This window comes from Streptomyces sp. SP18BB07, assembly GCF_036322545.1.
Lineage (GTDB): Bacteria > Actinomycetota > Actinomycetes > Streptomycetales > Streptomycetaceae > Streptomyces > Streptomyces deccanensis.
In genome coordinates, this window is the sequence record NZ_JAQYWT010000284.1 from 37,433 (window position 1) to 60,332 (window position 22,900).

The window sequence follows — 22,900 nt, forward strand, 5'->3', positions numbered from 1 at the left end:
CCGAAAAACGGGGGTGGATCACGGTGCTGAACTGCCGGCTGTGGAGCATGAGGGGCACAGGCCCCAGTAGATGACCTCGGCCTCGTCGATCGCGAAGCCGCGGTCGTCGGAGGCGGTCAGGCACGGGGCGTGCCCGACCGCGCAGTCGACGTCGACCACGACGCCGCACGAGCGGCATACGAGGTGGTGGTGGTTGTCCCCGACACGGCCCTCGTACAGGGCTGGGCTGCCGGGTGGTTCGAGGCGGCGCACGAGCCCCGCGCCGGTGAGCGCGTTCAGCGCTTCGTACACGGCCTGGAGCGAGATGTGGCCCACACGATCGCGCACGCCCGAGGCGATCGCTTCGACGCCGAGGTGGTCGCCGTCCCGGACGGTCTCCAGCAGCGCCACGCGCGCGGCCGTCACCCGCAGGCCGGCACCGCGCAGCTCCTCGGCGGTGTTCGGGGGCTGGGATGCGGTCATGGCGACCAACCTACCCTCCTAAACACGAATAGTTCAAGAAAACGAACTGCCCAAGTTTTAGGAGGTGATCCAGTCGGCCTGAGGCGAGCAGTCGAGTCAGCCCGAGGTGAGCGATCGAATCAGCCCAAGGTGAGCAGCAGGATCGCGATCATGGCGCCGGCGAGACCGGCCGTCTGCCGGAAGTTCACCCGTTCGTGGAGCAGGGTCAGGCCGAGGACGGTGGGGACGGCCGGGTACAGGGACGCCAGGACGACCACCACGGACACCATCTCCCGCTGGGCCGCCCAGAGGTAGAGGATCAACGCGAGCGCGGCCCCCGCCCCGATCGCGGCCGCCGAACCCCACACCGCCGCCGGCTGCCGGAACCGTCCGGCCGACCGCCACAGCCCCGGTACCAGCAGGAGGACCGCCGCCGCCCGCCCCGCGACCACCGGCCACACCCCGCTCCCGGCACCGGCCTGGGCCAGCCCGAGGTACTGCACCGCGACACCCACGCTGGCGAGCAGCCCGTCCAGGGCCGCCCCCGCCCGGAACCCGGGCACCTCGCCGCCGTCACCGGCCTGCGTCGCGGGGGCGTCACCGTGCCGGATCCCGCCCGACCCGGCCCGGTTGTCGGGCCGGCCGCCGTAGGACACCAGCCACAGTGCCGGCACGGTGAGGCAGATGCCCAGCCACGCGACGCCGGCGGGCCGGTCACCGAGGAAAAGGACACCGCACAGCACGGACAGCGCGACCCCGGTGAGCGCGCTGACCGGCACCACCACGGTCATGCCGCCCCGGCTCAGACCCCGGTTCAGATGCGTCATCGCCATGGCGCTCCCGAGGCCGGAGAGCGCGCCCCACGCCACGTCCAGGAGCCGTACGTCCGGCGCCGGCGCGGCGAGGGCCACCACCAGTGCCAGCAGCAGGCCGCCCGTCTGGCCGAGCAGCGTGACCACGGCGAAGTGCACCCGGCGGGACAACATCCCGCCGGCGAAGTCGACGATGCCGTACAGCGCGGCGGACGTGAGCGCGAGAAGGGCGGCCATCCGTCCGTGGGTGCCCCACGGGAGCCGATCCATGGTGCATCGCGGTGGGAGGGGGTACCCGGAAGCGGCCCCGAGCCGTGCGGGACCCCCGCGCGGCGCTCGGGCTCCGTCGAGCGCTGCCGCCCTGGCGAAGCGCTCCGGCCGGGCTTCCCGCCCAAGGAGGTGCCCTCGGATGAGCCCCATCGAGCACGCGAGCCCCACCAAGGCGCCCGCCGCGGACCCGCGGGCGTACGACGCCGAGCCGTTCCTCCCAGACCGCGGCGGCCTCCCCGCCCACCGCCGGGCCGCGGCCGACTGCCGGGGCTGCCCCCTGTACGAGGACGCCACGCAGACCGTCTTCGGCAAGGGGGACGGGTCCGCCCGGCTCCTCCTCGTCGGTGAGCAGCCCGGGGACCAGGAGGACAGACAGGGCGAGCCCTTCGTCGGCCCCGCCGGGCGGCTGCTGCGGCGCGCTCTCGACGAGGCCGGCATCGACGCGGACACGACCTATGTGACCAACGCGGTCAAGCACTTCAAGTTCACGCGGCCCCCGGGCGGCGGCAAACGCCGTATCCACAAGGCGCCCGACCTGCGCGAGGTCGCCGCCTGCCGTCCCTGGCTGCTCGCCGAACTCCGCCTGGTCCGGCCCGAGATCGTGGTGGCCCTCGGCGCCACCGCCGGCAAGGCACTGCTCGGCGGCTCCTTCCGGGTCACCAAGGACCGCGGCACGCTGCTGCCCCTGCCCGCCGGGGAAGCGGAGGGGGCGTACGTCGTCGCCACCCTGCACCCCTCCGCCGTACTCCGCGCCGACGACCGCGACGCCGCGTACGCGGGACTGGTGTCCGACCTCAGGGTGGCCGCCGAGGCGTTGGCCGGGCCTGGGCCTTGATGCCGCCGCTAACCCTGGCCGTCACCCCCGGTCACCAGGACCACCTCCAGGGTGCGCGGGCCGTGTACCCCCTCCACCCGGTCCAGTTCGATGTCGCTGGTCGCGGACGGGCCCGAGATCCACGTCAACGGGCGGGTCGGGTCCAGGAGTTCGAGCGCCTGCGGCACCGACGACACCACCTGGTCCGGCACCCGGACGACGCAGATGTGGTGGTCGGGCACGAGGGTGATCCGGCGGCGGCCCTGGTCGGGGGAGCCGTCCAGCACGATCGTGCCGGTCTCGGCGATCGCGAGGGCGCACGCGGTGACGACGCTGTCGACCCGGTCCAGTTCGTGCGCGGTGGTCTCGCCCCGGTCCGGCACCCGCGTCACATCGGTGGCCGACAGCCATTCCTCGCGCAGCCCCGACGGCACCAGCACCGTCTTCGAACCGTGCGCGCGCAACAGCCCGGCGATCACCTCCGCGAGCCCGGCCGCGTCCGCGCGGTGCACGAGCGCCCGGTAGTCCGCCAGGTTTTCCGCCAGCAACTCCACCGTCTCGGCGGGGCTCAGCCCGCCGTGCTCGCGGAGATAGCCCCGCCGCACGGCCTGCTCGTACGGCGTGTCGTCCTGGCGCACGTCGGCGAGGGCGCGTCGCACCCGGCCCAGGATCAGATCCCTGCTGCTCACTTGCCCGTGTCCTTTCCGCCGTTCGTCCTCTGCCACCAGTCCCGGAACGGCTCGGGGGGCAGCGCCGGAAGATCACGGCTGGCGCTCCACGCCTTGCCGGGGCCCGGCAGCGTACGGGGATGGAAGCGCCGTGTGCGGGACGCGAGCCGCTGCCCGGTGCGCAGCGCGCCGGGGTGGCTGAACGCCCACCGCGCCGCACGCATCGCCGCCCGCTCGGCCGCGTGCCCCTTCGCGGGCTTGAGCACGACCTTGCCGCCCCGCTCGGTCACCGTTCCGCCCTGGGCGACCCGCTCCCGCAGGTGCACCAGCACCTCGGGGATGTCGATGGCGACCGGGCACACCTCGTAGCAGGCGCCGCACAGCGAGGAGGCGTACGGCAGCGAGGAGTCGATCTCGCTTCCCGTGCCCCGGAGTTGAGGGCTGAGGATGGCACCGATCGGGCCCGGGTACACCGAGCCGTACGCGTGGCCGCCCGCCCGCTCGTACACCGGGCAGACGTTGAGACAGGCCGAGCAGCGGATGCAGCGCAGGGCCTGGCGGCCGACCTCGTCGGCGAGCGTGTCGGTGCGGCCGTTGTCGATGAGGACCAGGTGGAAGGTCTGCGGCCCGTCCTCGTCGGTCGTGCCCGTCCAGGTGGAGGTGTACGGGTTCATCCGCTCGGCGGTGGAGGAGCGGGGGAGGGTCTGCAGGAACACCTCCAGGTCCTGCCAGGTCGGCACGATCTTCTCGATGCCGACGACCGAGATCAGCGTCTCGGGGAGGGTCAGGCACATCCGCCCGTTGCCCTCGGACTCCACGACCACCAGCGTGCCCGTCTCCGCGACCATGAAGTTGGCGCCGGAGACACCCACCTTGGCCCGCAGGAACTTCTCCCGCAGATGCAGCCGCGCCGCCTCCGCCAGCTCGGCCGGCGTGTCGGTCAGGCCCTCGGGGGCCGGGCGGCCCCACTCGCTCATCTCGCGCGTGAAGATGTCCCGGATCTCACCCCGGTTGCGGTGGATCGCCGGAACCAGGATGTGCGAGGGCCGGTCCTTGCCCAACTGCACGATGAGCTCGGCGAGATCGGTCTCGTAGGCGTGGATGCCCTCGGCCTCCAGCGCCTCGTTCAGCCCGATCTCCTGCGTGGCCATCGACTTGACCTTGACGACCTCGCTCTCGCCGGTCGCCTTGACGAGATACGTGACGATCCGGTTGGCCTCGTCCGCGTCGGCGGCCCAGTGGACCGTGCCACCCGCCGCCGTGACAGACTCCTCCAACTGCACGAGATACCGGTCGAGATGACGGAGCGTATGGTCCTTGATCTGCTTGCCCGCCTCGCGCAGCTCCGCCCAGTCGGACACCTCCGCGACCGCGTTCGCGCGTTTGGCGCGGATGGTGTGGGTGGCGTGGCGCAGGTTTCCGCGCAGGGTCGTGTTGTGCACGGCCTCGTGCGCGGCCTTCGGGAACGCCGGCATCCCGAGATACGTCCCGCTCATACCAGCGGCTCCTCTTCCGTGCTCGCCAGGATCTCCGCGATGTGGACCGGCCGCAGGTCCGTCCGCAGCCGGGTCATCGTGCCGCCGATGTGCATCAGACAGGAGTTGTCGGCCGCGCACAGCACCTCGGCGCCCGTCGACTCGGCGTTGCGCACCTTGTCCGCGCCCATCGCCGCCGAGACGTCGGAGTTCTTCACGGCGAACGTGCCGCCGAAGCCACAGCACTCGTCGGCACCGGGCAACTCCACCAGCTCCAGCCCCTTCACGGCCTGGAGCAGCCGCCGGGGCCGCTCCCCGAGGCCGAGGCTCCGCAGCCCGTGGCAGGTCGGGTGGTAGGTCACCTTGTGCGGGTAGTACGCGCCGACGTCCGTCACCCCCAGCACGTCCACCAGGAACTCGGTCAGCTCGTACGTCTTCGGCACGACCGGCGCCAGCGTCCGCGCCAAGCCGTCACCGCGCCCCTCGGCCCGCGCCCGCTCGCCCATCCGCGGATACAGCTCCCGCACCATCGCCCCGCATGAGCCGGACGGCGTCACGATCGCCTCGTACTCCCGGAATACATCGGAGAACTTCCGGGCCAGCGGCTCGGCCTCGTGGCGATAGCCGGTGTTGTAGTGCGCCTGCCCGCAGCAGGTCTGACCCATCGGGAAGTCGACGTCCACACCCAGCCTGGTCAGCAGTTTCACCACGGCCCTGCCGGTGTCGGGATAGAGCGTGTCGTTGACACAGGTCAGGAACAGAGCGACACGCATCGCGGCTCCTCGGGGGTCGGTCATCGGATGAGTGCAGACTACGACGCGCGTACGCGAAGAGCGAGGGGTCCCGCGCGACGATCGGCGGGGACGGGCGAATCCGCACGCCGATCGTCGCCGGGGGAGGCCCCGCCGGGGGAGACCCCGCTCACCTCTGGGCGAGCCGGGCCTCCGCCGCGTGCCAGGCCGCCGGGTCGCCCTGCGGCTCGTACCGCACCAGCGGCTGGGTGCGGGCGAGCAGCCGCCGCATCGAGGCGCGGTCGCCGACCAGGCCGTGGGTGCGGGCCTGGACGAGGACGTTGCCCAGGGCCGCGGCCTCCGCCGGTCCCGCCACCACGGGCAGCCCGCAGGCGTCGGCGGTGAGCTGGCAGAGCAGGGCGTTGCGGGTGCCGCCGCCCACGATGTGGACGACGTCGACGGGGTGATCGGCCAGCGCCTGGGCCTCGGCGACGGCCTTCCTGTGGGCGAGGGCGAGGGAGTCCAGGATGCACCGGGTGATCTCGGCGGGCGTCTCCGGGACGGGCTGCCCCGACTCCCGGCACGCCTCCGCGATCCGCTCGGGCATCCGGCCCGGCGCGAGGAACGCCGAGTCCCCGGCGTCCACCACCGACCGCAGCGCGGGCACGCTCGCGGCGGCCCGCAGCAGTTCGCCGAGATCGGGGTCCCCCCACGCCCGTACGCACTCCTGGAGCAGCCACAGCCCCATGATGTTCCGGAGGTAGCGGACCGTGCCGTCGAGCCCCAGCTCATTGGTGAAGTTGGCCGCCCGACTCGCCTCCGTCAGCACCGGAGCGTCCAGCTCCAGGCCGGCCAGTGACCAGGTGCCGGTGCAGATGTAGGCGAACCGCTCCCCGGTCGCCGGCACGGCCGCCACCGCCGAGGCGGTGTCGTGCGAACCGACCGTCGTCACCGGAACCGGGCCCGAGAGCCCCGTGGCCTCCAGCACCTCCGGTCGCAGCAGCCCTGCCGGGTCACCGGGCTGCCGCAGCGGTGCGAACAGGCCGAGGTCGATGCCCAGCCGGTCCGCGACGTCCCGTGACCAGTCACGGGTCCGGGGGTCGATCAGCTGCGTGGTGGAGGCATTGGTCAGCTCGGTGCCCGACTCGCCGGTCAGCCAGTACGTCAGCAGATCGGGGATGAGCAACAACCGCTTGGCGTACGCCAGTTGGGCGGACGAGCGGGCGGCGACCAACTGGTACAGCGTGTTGAAGGGCGCGTACTGCAACCCGGTCGCCGCGTACAGCTCGGCGGCGGGCAGGGTGGCCCACACCTTCTCCGCGACGCCCTCGGTGCGGGCGTCCCGGTAGTGCACCGGATTGCCCAGCAGGGCCCCGTCCGCGTCCAGCAGTCCGTAGTCGACGGCCCAGCTGTCGATCCCGACGGAGTCGACCTGCCCGGCGGCCTTGAGTCCGTCGAGCACCCCCGCGTACAGCGACAGCACGTCCCAGCGCAGCCCCTCGGGTGTGCGCACCGGCCGGTTCGGGAACCGGTGCGCCTCGACGAGCTCCAGCGAGTCCCGTCCCGCGCGGCCGACCATGACACGCCCACTGGACGCACCGAGGTCGACCGCTGCGTACGACTTCACGGACCCGCCGGTCGCACGGGCGCTCATCGGAGGAAGGCGGCGGCCACGCCGGCGTCGACCGGGACGTGCAGACCGGTGGTGTGCGTCAGCTCCCCGCCGGTCAGCGCGAACACCGCGTTCGCCACGTGCTCGGGGAGCACCTCGCGCTTGAGGATGGTCCGCTGGGCGTAGAACTCGCCGAGCTTCTCCTCCTCGATCCCGTAGGTCGCCGCGCGCTGGGCGCCCCAGCCGGCCGCGAAGATGCCCGAACCGCGCACCACACCGTCGGGGTTGACCCCGTTGACGCGGATGCCGTGCTCACCCAGCTCGGCGGCGAGCAGTCGCACCTGGTGGGCCTGGTCGGCCTTGGTGGCGGAGTAGGCGATGTTGTTGGGCCCGGCGAAGACGGCGTTCTTCGAGGCGATGTAGACGATGTCGCCGCCCAGCCCCTGCGCGATCATCACCCGCGCCGCCTCGCGCGACACCAGGAACGAGCCGCGGGCCATGATGTCGTGCTGCAGGTCCCAGTCCTTCGCGGACGTCTCAAGCAGCGGCTTGGAGATCGAGATGCCCGCGTTGTTGACGACGAGATCGACCCCGCCGAAGGCCAGCGCGGCGGCCTTGAAGGCCTCCTCGATCTGCTGCTCGTCGGTCACGTCGACGGTCACGGCGACGGCCTTGTCCGCCCCGCCCAGCTCCTCGGCGACGGCGGCGGCGTTCTCGGCGTTCAGATCGGCGACGACGACACAGGCACCCTCGGCCACCAGCCGGTGCGCGATGGCCTTGCCGATCCCGCTGCCCGCACCCGTGACGAGCGCGACCCGGGTGGCCAGCGGCTTCGGCTTCGGCATCCGCTGGAGCTTGGCCTCCTCCAGCGCCCAGTACTCGATGCGGAACTTCTCCGACTCCTCGATCGGCGCGTACGTCGACACCGCCTCGGCGCCCCGCATCACGTTGATCGCGTTGACGTAGAACTCGCCGGCCACCCGCGCGGTCTGCTTGTCCTTGCCGAAGCTGAACATGCCCACGCCCGGGATCAGCACGATCGCCGGGTCGGCGCCGCGCATCGCGGGGGAGTCGGGCTCGGCGTGCCGCTGGTAGTAGGCGGCGTACTCCTCGCGGTACTCGGCGTGCAGCTCCCCCAGCCGGGCGATCGCGGTGTCCAGATCGGCGGTCGGCGGCAGGTCCAGGACCAGCGGCCGGACCTTCGTCCGCAGGAAGTGGTCGGGGCAGGAGGTCCCCAGCGCGGCGAGCCGCGGGTGCTCGGCGGCGGCCAGGAAGTCGAGGACCACGTCGGAGTCGGTGAAGTGCCCGACCTGCGCCTTGTCCTGCGAGGCGACGGCCCGGACGTACGGGGCGAGGGCGGCGGCCCGCTCACGGCGCTCGGCGGCGCCCAGCGCCTCGTATCCCTCTATGACGGGCCCGAAGGGCTCCGCCTTCCCCTTCTCCGCCAGGAACGTCTCGGCGGTACGGATGATGTGCAGCGAGTTCTTCTCGCACTCCTCGGCGGTGTCACCCCAGGCGGTGATGCCGTGCCCGCCGAGGACGCAGCCGACGGCCTGCGGGTTGGCCTCCTTGATGGCCGCGATGTCCAGCCCCAGCTGGAAGCCGGGCCGCCGCCACGGCACCCACACCACACTGTCCCCGAAACATTCGGCGGTCAGCTTCTCGCCGTCGGCCGCGCAGGCGAGCGCGATCCCGGAGTCGGGGTGCAGATGATCCACGTGCGCGGCGTCCACGAGCCCGTGCATGGCGGTGTCGATGGACGGAGCCGCGCCGCCCTTGCCGTGCAGGCAGTAGTCGAACGCCGCCACCATCTCGTCCTCGCGCTCGACGCCCGGGTAGACGTCGACGAGCGCCCGCATCCGGTCCAGCCGCAGCACGGCGAGCCCGGCCTCGGTCAGGGTGCCCAGGTCGCCCCCGGACCCCTTCACCCACATCAGCTCCACATCACCCCCGGTGACGGGGTCGGTGTCGGTGCCCTTGGCGGACGCGTTGCCGCCGGCGTAGTTGGTGTTCCGCGGATCGGCGCCGAGCCGCCGGGACCGGGCGAGCAGAGCGGCGGCTTCGGGATGGGTTGCCATGTGCGGTCAGTCCTTACGGTGAGATGAGTACGGGGTTCTGGGGACGGGGGACGGGGTTCAGCTCGGGGGTCCGGGGTGCGTTGCCGGGTGCGGGTGCGTGGGGCTTCTCGCGCAGTTCCCCGCGCCCCTAAAAGCCCAGGCCCCTGCGGGCCTGAAAAGCATGGGGCGCAGCCCCTGCTTTTCAGGGGCGCGGGGAACTGCGCGACCAGCCACGCACGGCCCGCAGCCCGCAACGAACAAGAACAGGCAGACGGAACCCGGAGATCACGCGCCCCACCCCGCCTGCTCCCCTCCCACCCGCTCCTCGACGATCCGCGCCGCCCACCCGGACGCGCGGTACGCCTTCAACGGCTCGGGGTCCAGCCCCATCTCCTCCCGCACCTCCCGCAGCAACGGCCGCACATCCGTGTTGTACGCGTCCATCACCACGGCGTTGGCCTCCAGCACGTCCCCGTCCCGCTGAGCGGAGCGCAGCGCGTCCCCGTCCACCAGCAGCGCCTTCGCCGTGGCCTCCTGCACGTTCATCACGGACCGGATGATCGCCGGGATCTTCGCCTCGATGTTGTGGCACTGGTCGAGCATGAACGCGACCTCGGGAGTGAACCCACCCCCACGCACGACCTCGTACATGATCCGGAACAGCTGGAACGGGTCGGCCGCCCCCACCATCAGGTCGTCGTCGGCGTAGAACCGGGAGTTGAAGTCGAACGCGCCGAGCTTCCCCTCCCGCAGCAGCGTCGCCACGATGAACTCGATATTGGTCCCCGGCGCATGGTGCCCGGTGTCGACCACGACCTGCGCCTTCGGCCCGAGCTTCAGGCAGTGGGCGTAGGCGGTGCCCCAGTCCGGCACATCGGTCGTGTAGAACGCCGGCTCGAAGAACTTGTACTCCAGCAGCATCCGCTGGTCGTCCCCGAGCCGCTCGTACACCTCGGCGAGGCCCTCGGCCAGCCGGTCCTGGCGGCCGCGGATGTCGTCCTGGCCGGGATAGTTCGTCCCGTCCGCGAACCACAGCTTCAGATCGCGCGACCCGGTCGCGTCCATGATGTCGACGCACTCCAGCAGGTGATCGACGGCCTTGCGGCGGATCGCCGCGTCCGGGTGGCAGATGCTGCCCAGCTTGTAGTCGTCGTCCTGGAAGGTGTTGGAGTTGATGGCGCCCAGCTTCACGCCGCGCTCCTCGGCGTGCTTGGCGAGCGCCGCGTAGTCCTCGACCTTGTCCCAGGGGATGTGCAGCGCCACGGTCGGCGCCACGCCCGTGAACTCGTGGACCTTGCCGGCGTCGTCCAGCTTCTCCCAGGGGTCGCGCGGCACACCCGCCTGGGCGAACACCTTGAAACGGGTTCCGGAGTTTCCGTACGCCCACGACGGCGTCTCGACGGCCTGTGTCTTGAGGGCGGCCTTCACCGCGGCGAGCTCGGTCACGTCAGGGCTCCTACCGGCTTTGATGTCTGAAACGATTCAGCACGGGAAACTATGAGCGGCGCGCCGGGCTGTCAACCCCCCAGGTCAAGCCAGCTTTCCGTGACTCGGTCGTGACCTCTCATATCGAAAAATTTTCGACCGAAACCCATTGACGTGACCTGCGTGCGGTGCCTAACGTCCCGGCAACCAAGTTGAAACCTTTCACGACGCAGTGAGGCAGCTTCTCCGCTAGCCACCGGCCGTCGTCGAGGAGCCCCCATGACCCACCGGTCCGACAAGGGTCCGGCCCCCGTTCTCGCTCTGAAGGGCGTCTCCAAGTCCTTCGGTGCCGTCCGCGCCCTGCGGGACGTGTCCCTGGAACTGTTCCCGGGCGAGGTGCACGCACTCGCCGGGGAGAACGGCGCGGGCAAGTCGACCCTCATCAAGAGCCTCGCCGGGGTGCACCGACCGGACTCCGGTCAGGTGCTCCTCGACGGCGAGCCCACCGTGTTCCACGGCCCGGCCGACGCCCGGGACGCGGGCATCGCCGTCATCTACCAGGAGCCCACGCTCTTCCCCGACCTTTCGATCGCCGAGAACATCTTCATGGGCCGCCAGCCGCGGCGCGCCCTCGGCCGCATCGACCACAAGGCCACCCACGCGGCCACCCTCGCGCTGATGCAGCGGCTCGGTGTCGAACTCGACCCCGACCGCCCGGCGCGCGGCCTGTCCATCGCCGACCAGCAGATCGTCGAGATCGCCAAGGCGCTCTCCTTCGACGCCCGCGTCCTGATCATGGACGAGCCGACGGCGGCCCTCACCGGCAGTGAGGTGGCCCGGCTCTTCGGTGTGGTCCGCACGCTGCGCGAGCAGGGCTCGGCCGTCCTCTTCATCTCCCACCGCCTGGAGGAGATCTTCCAGATCTGCCAGCGCGTCACCACCCTGCGCGACGGGGCCTGGATCTCCAGCGAACCGATCGACGGCATGACCGAGGACGACCTGGTCCGCCGCATGGTCGGCCGCGACCTGGACGAGCTGTACCCGAAGCAGGAGGTCGAGCCGGGCGAGATCGCGCTCAGCGTGCGCCGGCTGACCCGCGAGGGTGTCTTCACCGATGTCTCCTTCGACGTCCGCCGGGGCGAGATCGTCGGCCTGGCCGGCCTCGTCGGCGCCGGCCGTACGGAGGTCGCGCGCGCCGTCTTCGGCGTCGACCGCTGGGACGCGGGCGAGGTCACCCTCGACGGCAAGGCGCTCACCAACGGCGCCCCCTCCACCGCGATGGCCGCCGGGCTCGCCCTGGTCCCGGAGGACCGCCGCGCCCAGGGCCTGGTGATGGACATGTCCATCGAGCGCAACATCGGCCTCACCGGACTCAGGACGACCGTCAAGGCGGGCCTGATGGACCGGGGCGCCGAGCGCAGCCGCTCCCTCGACTGGGCCGTCAAGCTGCAGGTCAAGTACGCGCGGATCGCCGACACCGTCAACACCCTGTCGGGTGGCAACCAGCAGAAGGTCGTCCTCGCCAAGTGGCTCGCCACCGGCCCGAAGGTGCTGATCGTCGACGAGCCCACCCGGGGCATCGATGTCGGCACCAAGGCCGAAGTGCACCGTCTGCTCAGCGAGTTGGCCGCCGACGGCGTGGCCGTGCTGATGATCTCCTCCGACCTGCCCGAGATCCTCGGTATGGCCGACCGCGTGCTCGTGATGCACGAGGGCCGGCTCACCGCCGAGATCCCTCGCTCCGAAGCCACCGAGGAATCCGTGATGGCCGCAGCCACCGGGAGGGCCGCCGCATGACGGTGACCGCCCCTCAGAACACCCCCGTCACCGAGGTGCCCAAGTCCAGCGGCACCCGGCTGGTGGACCGCGTCTTCAAGATGCGCGAACTCGCCATCCTGGTCGTCTTCCTGGTGATGATCGTCGTCACCCAGCTGGGCAACAGCGAGTTCCTCACCGAGCAGGGCATCAAGGACCTGCTGCTCAACGGAACCATCCTGGTGCTGGTCGCCGTCGGCCAGTCACTGGTCGTCATCACCCGCAACGTCGACCTCTCGGTCGGCTCCACCCTCGGCATCAGCGCCTTCGCCGCCGGTACGTATCTCCAGGGCGGCGGCAACGGGGTCGTGGCCGTGCTCCTGGCGGTCCTGATGGGCATCGGCTTCGGCCTGCTGAACGGGCTGCTCGTCAGCCTCGGCCAGGTACCCGCCCTCGTCGTCACCCTCGGCACGCTCTACATCATCCGCGGCATCGACTCCATCTGGGTCGGCTCCCGCCAGATCGTCGCCTCCGGCCTTCCCGACGGCTTCATCGACTTCGGCTCCGGCGGCATCTTCGCGGTGCCCTACCTCGCCCTGATCGCGCTGGCGGTCCTGGTGGCCACGGCGTACTACCTGAAGCACTTCGGCAGCGGGCGCGAGCTGTACGCGCTCGGCTCCAACCCGGAGGCCGCCCGCCTCGCCGGCATCCCGGTCCGCAAGCGGATCCTGATGGCGTACACCTTCTGCGGCGCCCTCGCCGGCCTCGCCGGCGCGCTCTACCTCGCCCGCTTCGGCAACGTCGACTCCAGCACCGGCAACGGTTACGAACTCACCGTCGTCAGCGCGGTCGTGGTCGGCGGCGTGGTCTTCACCGGCGGCTCCGGCAGTGTCTACGGCGCGGCGCTCGGTGCCCTGCTGCTGACCTCCATCAACAGCGTGCTGCCCGCCCTCGGCGTCAGCTCGGTGTGGGTGCTCGCCATCAACGGCATCCTGCTCATCCTCGCCATCGCCGTGGACCGCGTGGTCGCGGTGCGCGTGGCGACCGCTCTGAAGAAGAGGAACGCCCGCCATGGCTGACTCCACCCTGTCGCGTGCGATCCGCTGGTCCGCCTTGAAAAGGTGGGATTCCGCCGTCGGCGCCCTCCTCATCGTCGTGCTCCTGCTGTCCTTCACCACCGTCGACGGCTTCGGCAACGCGCTCAACCTGTCCTTCCTCATCGGCAACACCCTGCCGATCGCGCTGATCGCCCTCCCGATGACCCTCCTCGTGGTCTCCGGCGAGATCGACCTGTCCGTCGCCTCCACCGCCGGCCTCTCCGGAGCCGTGATGGGCGCCCTGTGGAACCAGGGCATGACCATCGAGACGATCATCCCGATCTGTCTGGCCCTCGGCGTGGTCTGCGGACTGATCAACGGCCTGCTGGTCACCAAGCTCGGCCTGTCCTCCCTCGCCGTCACCATCGGCACCCTCGCCGCCTACCGGGGCATCGCGCAGATCGTCCTCGGCTCCGACGCGGTCACCGACTTCCCCACCCAGTACCTGGACTTCGCGGCCGGTCGGATCGGCGACAGCTTCGTCCCGCAGGCCTTCATCCCCTTCCTGGTCCTGCTGGTGATAGCCGTGATCGCCCTGCACGCCACCCCCTTCGGCCGCTCGGTCTTCGCGACCGGAGCGAGCGAGGAGGCCGCCCGGTTCGCCGGCATCCGCGTCAAGCGGCAGAAGCTGATCCTCTTCACGGTGACCGGCCTGATGGCCGCCCTCACCGGCGTCTTCTGGGCCCTGCACTACGCCAGCGCTCGCTACGACAACGCCACCGGGCTCGAACTGTCGGTCGTCGCGGCCGTACTGCTCGGCGGTATCGACTTCGACGGCGGCAAGGGCACCCTCGGCGGCGCGATCGCCGGCGTGTTCCTCCTCGGCACCCTGCAGAACGTCATGAGCCTCCAGGACGTCTCCGCCCAGTCGCAGATCGTCGTCACCGGCGTCCTGCTCGTCCTCTCCGTGCTCGGCCCCCGGGTCGCACGCCAGATCTCCGTCGCCAGGGCCGGCCGCAGAGCCGCCTCGGCGCCGGTCACCAAGGCGCCCACTCCAGCCCCCTGACGGCTGGGCCCCCACCGCCGACCCGTACACCGCACACCCGCCCGCCCCTCCGTATCAAAGGACCCCTCATGCGCAAGGCAACCCTTCGCCGTTCCTGTGCGGCGCTCGCCGCCGTCACCTCCTTCGCCCTGGGCGTCACCGCCTGCGGCGGCACCACGAAGAGCGACGTCAAGGACGACTCCGCCTCGGCACAGGCCACCGGCAAGGCCGACCCCAACGCCGAACTGAAGAAGGGTCTGACCGTCGGCTTCCTGCCGAAGCAGGTCAACAACCCGTACTTCACCTCCGCGGACAAGGGCGGCGAGACGGCGCTGAAGGAGCTGGGCTCCAGCTACAAGGAGGTCGGCCCGTCCAGCGCCACGGACACCTCCGGTCAGGTCACCTACGTCAACACGCTCACCCAGCAGCAGGTCGACGCGATGGCCGTCTCCGCGCAGGACCCGGGCGCCCTGTGCCCCGCGCTCAAGCAGGCCATGAGCAACGACATCAAGGTCGTCACCTACGACTCCGACACCAAGCCGGAGTGCCGCAACGCCTTCGTCTCGCAGGCCAGCGCCGAGGACCTCGGCCGCACCGAGGTCCAGCTGCTCGCCGAGCAGATCGGCTACAAGGGCGAGATCGCGATCCTGTCCGCCGCGCAGACCGCGACCAACCAGAACACCTGGATCGAGTTCATGAAGGACGAACTCAAGGACCCCAAGTACAAGGACATCAAGCTCGTCAAGGTCGCCTACGGTGACGACGACGCCCAGAAGTCCTTCCAGCAGACCCAGGGCCTGCTCCAGGAGTACCCGAACCTGAAGGGGATCATCTCCCCGACCACGGTCGGCATCAAGGCCGCCGCCCAGTACCTGTCGGGCTCCAAGTACAAGGGCAAGGTCAAGCTGACCGGCCTCGGCACCCCCAACGACATGCGCAAGTACGTCAAGGACGGCACGGTCGAGGGCTTCGAGCTGTGGGACCCGGCGAAGCTCGGCGAGCTGGCCGCCCGCACCGCCGTGGCGCTGGTCTCCGGCCAGATCACCGGCAAGGAGGGCGAGACCTTCACCGCCGGTGACATGGGCGAGTACACCATCGGCAAGGACGGCGTCATCAGCCTCGGCAAGCCCACGGTGTTCAACAAGGAGAACATCGACAAGTTCAACTTCTGATCATCGCAGCCGAGTTACAGCCACCCCCTCACCCCCCCAGGAGCGGTATCTCATGCAGCGCGTCTGCTTCCTCCTCAAGGTCCGTCAGGACCGGATCGACGAGTACCGCGAGCGGCACGCCGCCGTGTGGCCGGAGATGCTCGAAGCACTCTCGGCCACCGGCTGGCACAACTACTCCCTCTTCCTGCGCGACGACGGCCTGCTGGTCGGCTACCTGGAGACCGAGGACTTCCAGGCCGCGCTCGCCGGCATGGAGGCCGCCGAGGTCAACGCCCGCTGGCAGAAGGAGATGGCGCCGTTCTTCGAGTCCCTCGACGGCGCCCGGCCCGACGAGGCCATGAAGCCGCTCACCGAGGTCTTCCACCTCGCCTGACACCCCCCACGACGCAGCACCCTCCCCCCTCCCCACCTCGCTCGACAACGGAGTCCCCCGAGATGAAGAGACGTACGCTGCTCGGTGCCGCACTCGCCGGTGCCGTCGTGACCCCCGCCCTCGGCGCCGCCACCGCCCGCGCCGCCGACCCCGGCCCGTCGGTCACCCAGACCGGCAACACCCTGCTCGACAGCCAGGCCATCTACTTCGTGTCCTACGACGGTCTGGTCAACAACAACGCGTTCCAGAAGAACGCCCTGCTGACCTACAAGGGCTACCAGTACGCCGTCTGGTACACCGCCGACCGCAACGCCGTCGTCGGCCGCCGCGTCCTCGGCTCCGGCACCTGGTCCACCGTCAAGGTCGGCCACACGCTGCGCTACAACGACTCCCACAACGTCATCTCCATGGGGGTCTCCAAGGTCGACGGCCGCCTCCACCTGAACATGGACTCGCACAGCGACGGCTTCACCTACGTCAAGTCCGTCGCCGGGCTCATGGACGACCCGGCCGGCCTGAGCTGGACCACGAGCCGCTTCGGCGCCCCGCAGTCCACCCTCGACGGACTCGCGCTCACCTCGCAGTTCACCTACCCCCAGTTCGTCTCGATGCCCGACGGCAAGCTCCAGCTGAGCTACCGCGCCGGCATCTCCGGCAACGGCCGCAACGCCCTCGCCGAGTACAACGGCACCTCCTGGACCAACCTCGGCGAGTGGACGTCCTCCACCGGCACCTACACCAGCGAGCACGGTTCCTCGACGGCCCGCAACATGTACCTGCACGGCATCGACTACGACCGCAACGGGCGCCTGCACGCCCTGTTCACCTGGCGCGAGCAGAACAACGCCGTGATGTGCAACAGCGGCGGCATCACCAACCACGACACCGGCTACGTCTACTCGGACGACCTGGGCCGCACGTGGCGCAACAACGCGGGCGCCGTCGTCGGCACCACCGGTGGCTCCGACAAGGTCTCCGTCACCGACGCCGGCCTCGTCGTGGACGCGCTCAACCCGGACCACTCCCTGATGAACCAGGAGAGCCAGTGGACCGACTCCGCCGGCCGACCGCACGCCATCATCAGCTACGTCCCCGGCCGCTTCGGCCAGTGCACCACGAACTACGTCGCCAACCGCACCGCCAACGGCCGGGCCTTCCTCGTCCGCAAGAGCTCCTCCGGAGCCTGGGCGAAGACCGAGATACCGGTGCCGCTGAACTCCAGCCAGCGCACCAAGCTGGTCATGGACAAGTACAACAACGCCTACGCGCTCTTCCCGTTCGGCCGGATCGCCGGAGCCACGGCGGCCTCCGGGCACACCGACTGGAAGATCCTGTTCGACGGGTCCGGGCTGAACGCCTTCGGTGAGGTCGTGTTCGACGAGAGCCGGATCGCCCAGGACAACGTCCTGTCCGTGATGTACCAGGTGAAGTCGAGCGGCACCACACCGTCGGCGCTCCGCGTGATCGACTTCGCCCTGCCCGCCTGACACCCCCGTACGAGGGTAACGTTCCACCTCCTGACCGGGCCGTTCGCGCGGCGGCCCGGCGGTAATGTGAACGTATGCCCGCCGCTCCGTACCTTTCTGGAGGTCCCCGTCCGATGTCGCAGTCGGTGGGTATCAAGGACGTCGCCGCCGCCGCCGGAGTCTCCGTCGGCACGGTCTCGAACGTCATCAACCGGCCCGACTCGGTGGCCTCCGGCACCCGAGCCCGTGTGCTGGCCGCCATCGACCGCCTCGGCTACGTCCGCAGCGAGTCGGCGCGCCAGCTGCGGGCCGGGCGGAGCCGCATCATGGGGCTGCTCGTGCTCGACATGGGCAACCCCTTCTTCGTCGACGTCGCGCGCGGTGCCGAGCGGGCCGCGCGCGACGCCGGACTCGGTGTGATGGTCTGCAACAGCGCGCAGAGCGCGGGGGAGGAGTCCGAGTACCTCTCGCTCTTCGCCGAACAGCGCGTGCGCGGGGTCCTGCTGACCCCCGCCGACGCCACGGGACGCAACATCGCGGCGTTCCGCCGCCACGGCATCCCCTTCGTCCTCGTCGACCGGGTCGCCGAGGGCACCACCGAGTGCTCGGTCTCCGTCGACGACGTCGCCGGCGGTGCCCTCGCCGTACGTCACCTGGTGGACGCGGGTCACCGTTCCATCGCGTACGTCAGCGGACCGGCCGGTCTCAACCAGGTCCGCGACCGCCGTACGGGTGCCCTGAACGCCCTGCAGGAGGCGGGACTCGGCCCCGAGGCCCTGCGGGAACTGCCCACCGAGCGCCTCGACGTGGCCGCCGGCCGGGACGCGGGCGCCCGTCTCCTCGGCCTCGCCGACCGCCCCACCGCCGTGTTCTGCGCCAACGACCTGCTCGCCCTCGGCGTGCTCCAGGCCATGTACGCGGCCGGGGTGAGCGTCCCCGGCGACCTCGCCATCGTCGGCTACGACGACATCGAGTTCGCTGCCGCGGCCGCCGTCCCCCTCACCTCCGTACGGCAGCCCGCCGTCACCATGGGCGCCCTCGCCGCCGAACTCCTGCTGGAGGAGACCGAGGCCGAGACCGCGACCGTCCCGCACGAGCACCGGCGGGTCGTCCTCCAGCCGGAACTGGTCGTGCGGCGCTCCAGCCTCTCGGCGCGCTGAGCGCCCGTTCAGTAGCCGCGCGCCGACGGCGGCCGGCGTACTGATCCCCGGTTCAGCGAGAATTTCTTGATCCACCGGGTCGGCCGGGCGGAGAATCTGTGCTGGACTGGACCACGGCCTGGAATCCGTCCGCTCAGGGAGCCCTGTTGTCCGTCAGCTACCGGCAGCCCGGTGTCGTCCTCACCGACCGCCGCTTCACCGTCCCCCTCGACCACCACCACCCGGCGGGGGAGCGGATCGAGCTCTACGCGCGCGAGGTCGTCGCGAGCGACAAGGCGGACGCCGAACTGCCCTGGCTGGTCTATCTGCAAGGCGGCCCCGGCTTCGGGGCGAACCGTTTCGTCGGCCGTGAGGCCTGGCTGGACCGGGCCCTGAAGGAGTACCGGGTGCTGCTCCTGGACCAGCGCGGCACCGGCGCCTCCACCCCCGCCAACCGCCAGACCCTCCCGCTGCGCGGCGGCCCCGCCGAACAGGCCGACTACCTGGCCCACTTCCGCGCCGACTCCATCGTCCGCGACTGCGAGGCCATCCGTCCCGAGGTCACCGGCGGCGCCCCCTGGGCCGTCCTCGGCCAGAGCTTCGGCGGCTTCTGCGCGGTCACCTATCTCTCCGAGGCGCCCGAGGGCCTGAGCACCGTCGTCATCACCGGCGGACTGCCCTCCCTCGACGCGACCGCCGAGGAGGTCTACCAGGCCGCGTTCCCGCGTATCGAACGCAAGGTCGCCGCGCACTACGCCCGCTATCCGCAGGACGTCGAGCGGGCCCGGCGGATCGCGGAGCACCTGCTCCAGCACGACGTCGTCCTGCCGAACGGCTACCGCTTCACCGTCGAGGCGTTCCAGTCCCTCGGCATCCTCCTCGGGCGCGGCGACGGCAGCCACCGGCTGCACTTCCTGCTGGAGGACGCCTTCGTCCCGACCCCCGGCGGCCCCGCCCTCTCCGACGCCTTCCAGGAGGAGGTCCAGGGCCTGCTGTCGTACGCGGGCCACCCCCTCTACGCCCTCCTGCACGAGGCCATCTACGGCCAGGACCCGGGGCCCACGGGCTGGGCGGCGGAGCGGGTGCGCGGGCGGCTCCCGCAGTTCGACGCCGCCAAGACACTGACCGGCGACGGACCGGTGCTGTTCACGGGAGAGTCCGTGCACCCCTGGATGTTCGACAACGACCCCGCCCTGCGCCCGCTGCGCGAGACCGCCGAGGACCTGGCCCGGGAGAGGGGCTGGCTGCCCCTGTACGACCCGGAGCGACTCGCCGTCAACGAGGTCCCGGTCGCCGCCGCGATCTACCACGACGACATGTACGTCGACACCGCCCACTCCCTCGCGACGGCCCGCTCGATCCGGGGCCTGCGCACCTGGGTCACGGACGAGTTCGAACACGACGGCGTACGCGCCGGGGGCCCGAGGGTGCTGGACCGGCTGCTGGCGCTGACCCGCGACGAGGAGTGAACACGAGCCGGCCGTCCACGCCCGGGGTTACCGTGCCTGTATGACCGAGCCGCAGCAGGACCAGCTCAAGCCCCTGCCCGACGACTGGCGGCGCGCCCTCGCCGTCGTGGCCCACCCGGACGACCTCGAGTACGGCTGCTCGGCGGCGATCGCCGCGTGGACCGACGCGGGCCGTGAGGTCGCGTACGTCCTGGCGACCCGAGGCGAGGCCGGCATCGACACCCTGGAGCCCGCGCTGTGCGGCCCGCTGCGGGAGCGGGAGCAGCGGGCGAGCGCGGACGTCGTGGGCGTGTCGGTGGTCGAGTTCCTCGACCACCGGGACGGCGTCATCGAGTACGGGCCCGCGCTGCGCCGGGACATCGCGGCCGCGATCCGCCGGCACCGCCCCGAACTGCTCATCACCCTCAACCACCGCGACACCTGGGGCGGCGTCGCCTGGAACACCCCCGACCATGTGGCCGTGGGCCGCGCCACGCTCGACGCCGCCGGGGACGCCGGGAACCGCTGGATCTTCCCCGAACTCGTCGAACAGGGCCTGGAACCCTGGGACGGCGTCCGCTGGGTCGCCGTCGCCGGTTCCTCCAGCCCCACCCACGCGGTCGACGCCGGCCCCGGCCTGGAACGCGCCGTCGCCTCCCTCCTCGAACACCGCACGTATCTGGAAGTGCTGACGAAGGACGACCCCGAGACGTACGTGCGCGACTTCCTCACCGGCTTCGCCCGGACGACGGGGGAGCGGTTCGGCGGCAGACCGGCCGTCGCCTTCGAGGTGTTCGCCCGCTGACGGGGAGAGCGACGGCGGCTCGTTAGGGTGAACCGTATGGAACAGAGATCCGGAGAAGCCCTCGATCCGCTTGCCCTGAGTGAGCTGCGCGCGGACTGCGGCAGTTGCTTCGGCCTGTGCTGTGTCGCCCTGCCCTTCGCCCGCTCGGCGGACTTCGCCGTCGACAAGGCGGCGGGCACACCGTGCGGGAACCTCGCGGACGACTTCCGCTGCGGTGTCCACGACCGCCTCAGGGGCGAGGGGTTCACCGGCTGCACGGTCTACGACTGCTTCGGCGCCGGGCAGAAGGTCTCGCAGGGCACGTTCGGCGGTGAGAGCTGGCGCGCGGGCGGTCGCGAGCACGCCCGGCTGATGTTCGACGTCTTCCCGGTCGTCCGGCAACTCCACGAACTGCTCTGGTACCTGACCGAATCGCTGACCCTCCTCGCCGCCCGCCCCCTGTACGCCGACCTGCGCCGCGCGCTCGACGAGACCGAGCGGCTGACCGAGCGGACCGCCGAGGAGCTGGCGGAGCTGGACGTCGCCGCGCACCGGCAGGACGTCAACACTCTGCTGCTGAAGGTCAGCGACCTCATGCGCGCGGGCGCCGGACGCAAGCGGAACCGGCGGGGAGCGGACCTCATCGGCGCCCGCCTCAAGGGCGCCGACCTGCGAGAGGCCGACCTTCGTGGCGCCTACCTCATAGCCGCCGACCTGACCGGCGCCGATCTGCGCGGCGCGGACCTGATAGGCGCCGACCTCCGCGACGCCGACCTCACCGACGCGGACCTGACCGGCGCCTTCTTCCTCACCCAGCCCCAGCTCAACGCGGCACGCGGCACCGCCGGCACCCGCCTGCCGACCTCAGTCACCCGCCCCGGTCACTGGACCACGTGACCGTCGCTCCACGCGCAGCCGCAGTCCCTCCGGCATCAAGGTCAGCCGCTCCGCCACCCGCAGCCGGTACCCCGGCTCCGGGTTCAGCTCGTACCGGCGCAGCAGCAGGCCCAGCACCAACGTGGCCTCGTGCAGCGCGAACTGGCGGCCGATGCAGGCCCGGGCCCCCGTGCCGAACGGTTTGAACGTGTGCGGTGCCCGCGAGCGCACCGCCGCCGCGTCGAAGCGGTCCGGGTCGAACCGGTCGGCGTTCGCGCCCCACACCCCCGGGTCCCGGTGCAGCATCGCGGTCAGCACCAGTGCCCAGGCGCCCCGCCGCATCGGATGGATCCCGCCCAGCACGGTGTCGGCGCGGGCCTCACGGGAGAAGGCGGGCGCCGTCGGCCACAGCCGCAGCGCCTCGTCGAGCACCCGGCGCACATACCGCAGCCTGGCCACCTGCTCGTAGCCGGGCCGTACGGCGCTGCCCCAGACCCGGTCCACCTCGGCGCGGGCGCGGGCCGCGAGGTCGGGGTGCCGGGCGAGGTAGTGCAGGGCGAAGGACAGGGCGCCGGACGTGGTCTCGTGCCCGGCGACCAGGAAAGTGATGACCTGCCGTCGGACGTTCTCGGCGGACAGCCGCTCCCCGGTCTCCGGATGCGACGTCTCCAGCATCCGGTCGAGCAGATCGCCGTCACCACGGCCACCCGGGCGACCGCGACCGGACGCCTGCCGCGCCCGCACCACCGAGTCGACCGTCTCGTTCAGGAACGCCATGTCGGCCTGGTTGCGCCGGGCGGCACCTCGCAGCAGCGGCATCAGCGGGTCGGGGACGACGTTGAGGCGCTGCGCGTACGTCAGGGTGCCGACCATCGCGGCGACGAAGGGGTGCGGCCGGTCGCGCTCGAAGGAGCCGAAGTCATGGCCGAAGCCGGTGCGGGCGATCGTCTCCAGCGTCAGCTTGGTCATGTCGCCGGGCACGTCCACGGTCTTGCCGGCGGCGCCCGCCCGGTCCCAGTGCTCCATCAGCCGCTCGGCGACGTCGAGCATCATCGGGTGGTAGCCGGCCATGGCCTCCCGGCTGAAGCCCGGAGCCAGGACGTCGTGGGCGAGCTGCCAGTTGGGCTCGTGGTTGTACGCCGTGAAGAGCCCGTCCCCGGCCACCGGGCGCAGATTGGCGACGCCGAGGCCCACATGCTTGGCGAACCGCGACTCGTCCGCCATCTCGGCCGCGAGCGCGGCACCCCCGACGAAGACGACCTCCTTGCCGAACGCCTTCCGCCGGAAGATCGGTCCGAGCCGCCGCCCGAGGCGCACGGACTCCTGGACCGGTGTCCGCACGTTCGTGCCCAGCGCGTCGCCGATGACGGGGATCCGGTACGGCGGGTGCGGTATGCGGCGCAGTTCGGGCCAGCCCAACTCGGCGCTGCGGAAGCCCCTCACCGCCGTGGAGCCTGTCGTCGCCGTCATGACCACATCTCCCTCGCGCGCACGCCGTGC

At 71.2% G+C, this 22,900-nt stretch carries 20 protein-coding genes; 11 read left to right on the forward strand and 9 right to left on the reverse strand.

What is annotated here, in order from left to right:
* Positions 1–18: 18 nt before the first annotated feature.
* A complete protein-coding gene (locus PUR53_RS15375; protein ID WP_239759264.1) occupies positions 19–462 on the reverse strand; it encodes a Fur family transcriptional regulator in 444 nt (147 codons plus the stop codon).
* A 119-nt stretch (positions 463–581) separates the two neighbouring features.
* Entirely contained in the window at positions 582–1,490 is a 909-nt protein-coding gene (locus tag PUR53_RS15380) for an EamA family transporter (protein ID WP_329908602.1), read from the reverse strand.
* Positions 1,491–1,662: 172 nt separating this feature from the next.
* On the opposite strand from PUR53_RS15380, the gene PUR53_RS15385 reads away from it, so the two are divergent.
* A complete protein-coding gene (locus tag PUR53_RS15385; RefSeq protein ID WP_329908603.1) occupies positions 1,663–2,358 on the forward strand; it encodes a UdgX family uracil-DNA binding protein in 696 nt (231 codons plus the stop codon).
* A gap of 8 nt (positions 2,359–2,366) precedes the next feature.
* Here PUR53_RS15385 and PUR53_RS15390 read toward each other — a convergent pair whose 3' ends face one another.
* The 6 genes from PUR53_RS15390 to rhaI all read right to left on the reverse strand — a co-directional run bounded on the left by PUR53_RS15390 (position 2,367) and on the right by rhaI (position 10,326).
* On the reverse strand, positions 2,367–3,026 hold the full coding sequence (locus tag PUR53_RS15390; protein ID WP_329908605.1) for a LutC/YkgG family protein: 660 nt from the start codon (positions 3,024–3,026) through the stop codon (positions 2,367–2,369).
* Positions 3,023–4,501 carry a LutB/LldF family L-lactate oxidation iron-sulfur protein gene (locus tag PUR53_RS15395; protein ID WP_329897987.1) on the reverse strand — a complete coding sequence of 493 codons (1,479 nt, stop codon included), beginning with the start codon at positions 4,499–4,501 and terminating at the stop codon, positions 3,023–3,025. The genes PUR53_RS15390 and PUR53_RS15395 overlap by 4 nt, the downstream gene beginning before the upstream one ends.
* Positions 4,498–5,253 (reverse strand): (Fe-S)-binding protein, encoded by a 756-nt coding sequence (locus tag PUR53_RS15400; protein ID WP_329897988.1) that lies wholly within the window; start codon positions 5,251–5,253, stop codon positions 4,498–4,500. The genes PUR53_RS15395 and PUR53_RS15400 overlap by 4 nt, the downstream gene beginning before the upstream one ends.
* 148 nt (positions 5,254–5,401) lie before the next feature.
* Positions 5,402–6,865, reverse strand: coding sequence for a rhamnulokinase (locus PUR53_RS15405; protein WP_329908606.1), 1,464 nt, complete (start codon positions 6,863–6,865; stop codon positions 5,402–5,404).
* A complete protein-coding gene (locus PUR53_RS15410; RefSeq protein WP_329908607.1) occupies positions 6,862–8,901 on the reverse strand; it encodes a bifunctional aldolase/short-chain dehydrogenase in 2,040 nt (679 codons plus the stop codon). The genes PUR53_RS15405 and PUR53_RS15410 overlap by 4 nt, the downstream gene beginning before the upstream one ends.
* A gap of 264 nt (positions 8,902–9,165) precedes the next feature.
* Positions 9,166–10,326, reverse strand: a complete 1,161-nt coding sequence (gene rhaI, locus PUR53_RS15415; protein ID WP_329897991.1) for an L-rhamnose isomerase — start codon at positions 10,324–10,326, stop codon at positions 9,166–9,168.
* Between the two features lie 258 nt (positions 10,327–10,584).
* Here rhaI and PUR53_RS15420 point away from each other — a divergent pair, with 258 nt between their 5' ends.
* From PUR53_RS15420 to PUR53_RS15465, 10 genes are all read left to right on the forward strand, one after another.
* Positions 10,585–12,102, forward strand: a complete 1,518-nt coding sequence (locus tag PUR53_RS15420) for a sugar ABC transporter ATP-binding protein (protein ID WP_329897992.1) — start codon at positions 10,585–10,587, stop codon at positions 12,100–12,102.
* Positions 12,099–13,139, forward strand: coding sequence for an ABC transporter permease (locus PUR53_RS15425; protein WP_329908608.1), 1,041 nt, complete (start codon positions 12,099–12,101; stop codon positions 13,137–13,139). Before PUR53_RS15420 ends, PUR53_RS15425 begins: the two co-directional genes overlap by 4 nt.
* Positions 13,132–14,163 carry an ABC transporter permease gene (locus PUR53_RS15430; RefSeq protein ID WP_329897994.1) on the forward strand — a complete coding sequence of 344 codons (1,032 nt, stop codon included), beginning with the start codon at positions 13,132–13,134 and terminating at the stop codon, positions 14,161–14,163. Before PUR53_RS15425 ends, PUR53_RS15430 begins: the two co-directional genes overlap by 8 nt.
* 68 nt (positions 14,164–14,231) lie before the next feature.
* Positions 14,232–15,314, forward strand: coding sequence for a rhamnose ABC transporter substrate-binding protein (gene rhaS, locus PUR53_RS15435; RefSeq protein ID WP_239759274.1), 1,083 nt, complete (start codon positions 14,232–14,234; stop codon positions 15,312–15,314).
* A gap of 52 nt (positions 15,315–15,366) precedes the next feature.
* Positions 15,367–15,687 carry an L-rhamnose mutarotase gene (locus PUR53_RS15440; protein WP_030043960.1) on the forward strand — a complete coding sequence of 107 codons (321 nt, stop codon included), beginning with the start codon at positions 15,367–15,369 and terminating at the stop codon, positions 15,685–15,687.
* 62 nt (positions 15,688–15,749) lie between these two features.
* Positions 15,750–17,174, forward strand: coding sequence for a BNR repeat-containing protein (locus PUR53_RS15445; RefSeq protein WP_329897995.1), 1,425 nt, complete (start codon positions 15,750–15,752; stop codon positions 17,172–17,174).
* A gap of 113 nt (positions 17,175–17,287) precedes the next feature.
* A complete protein-coding gene (locus tag PUR53_RS15450) occupies positions 17,288–18,313 on the forward strand; it encodes a LacI family DNA-binding transcriptional regulator (protein ID WP_239759276.1) in 1,026 nt (341 codons plus the stop codon).
* Between the two features lie 146 nt (positions 18,314–18,459).
* On the forward strand, positions 18,460–19,761 hold the full coding sequence (locus PUR53_RS15455) for an alpha/beta fold hydrolase (RefSeq protein ID WP_329898157.1): 1,302 nt from the start codon (positions 18,460–18,462) through the stop codon (positions 19,759–19,761).
* A 40-nt stretch (positions 19,762–19,801) separates the two neighbouring features.
* The gene (locus tag PUR53_RS15460) at positions 19,802–20,545 is read left to right on the forward strand and encodes a PIG-L deacetylase family protein (RefSeq protein WP_329897996.1); all 744 of its coding nucleotides are present in this window, start codon (positions 19,802–19,804) and stop codon (positions 20,543–20,545) included.
* A gap of 36 nt (positions 20,546–20,581) precedes the next feature.
* Entirely contained in the window at positions 20,582–21,421 is an 840-nt protein-coding gene (locus PUR53_RS15465; protein ID WP_329908609.1) for a pentapeptide repeat-containing protein, read from the forward strand.
* Here PUR53_RS15465 and PUR53_RS15470 read toward each other — a convergent pair.
* Entirely contained in the window at positions 21,389–22,870 is a 1,482-nt protein-coding gene (locus PUR53_RS15470; RefSeq protein WP_329908610.1) for a cytochrome P450, read from the reverse strand. The genes PUR53_RS15465 and PUR53_RS15470 overlap by 33 nt on opposite strands.
* Positions 22,871–22,900: the final 30 nt, after the last annotated feature.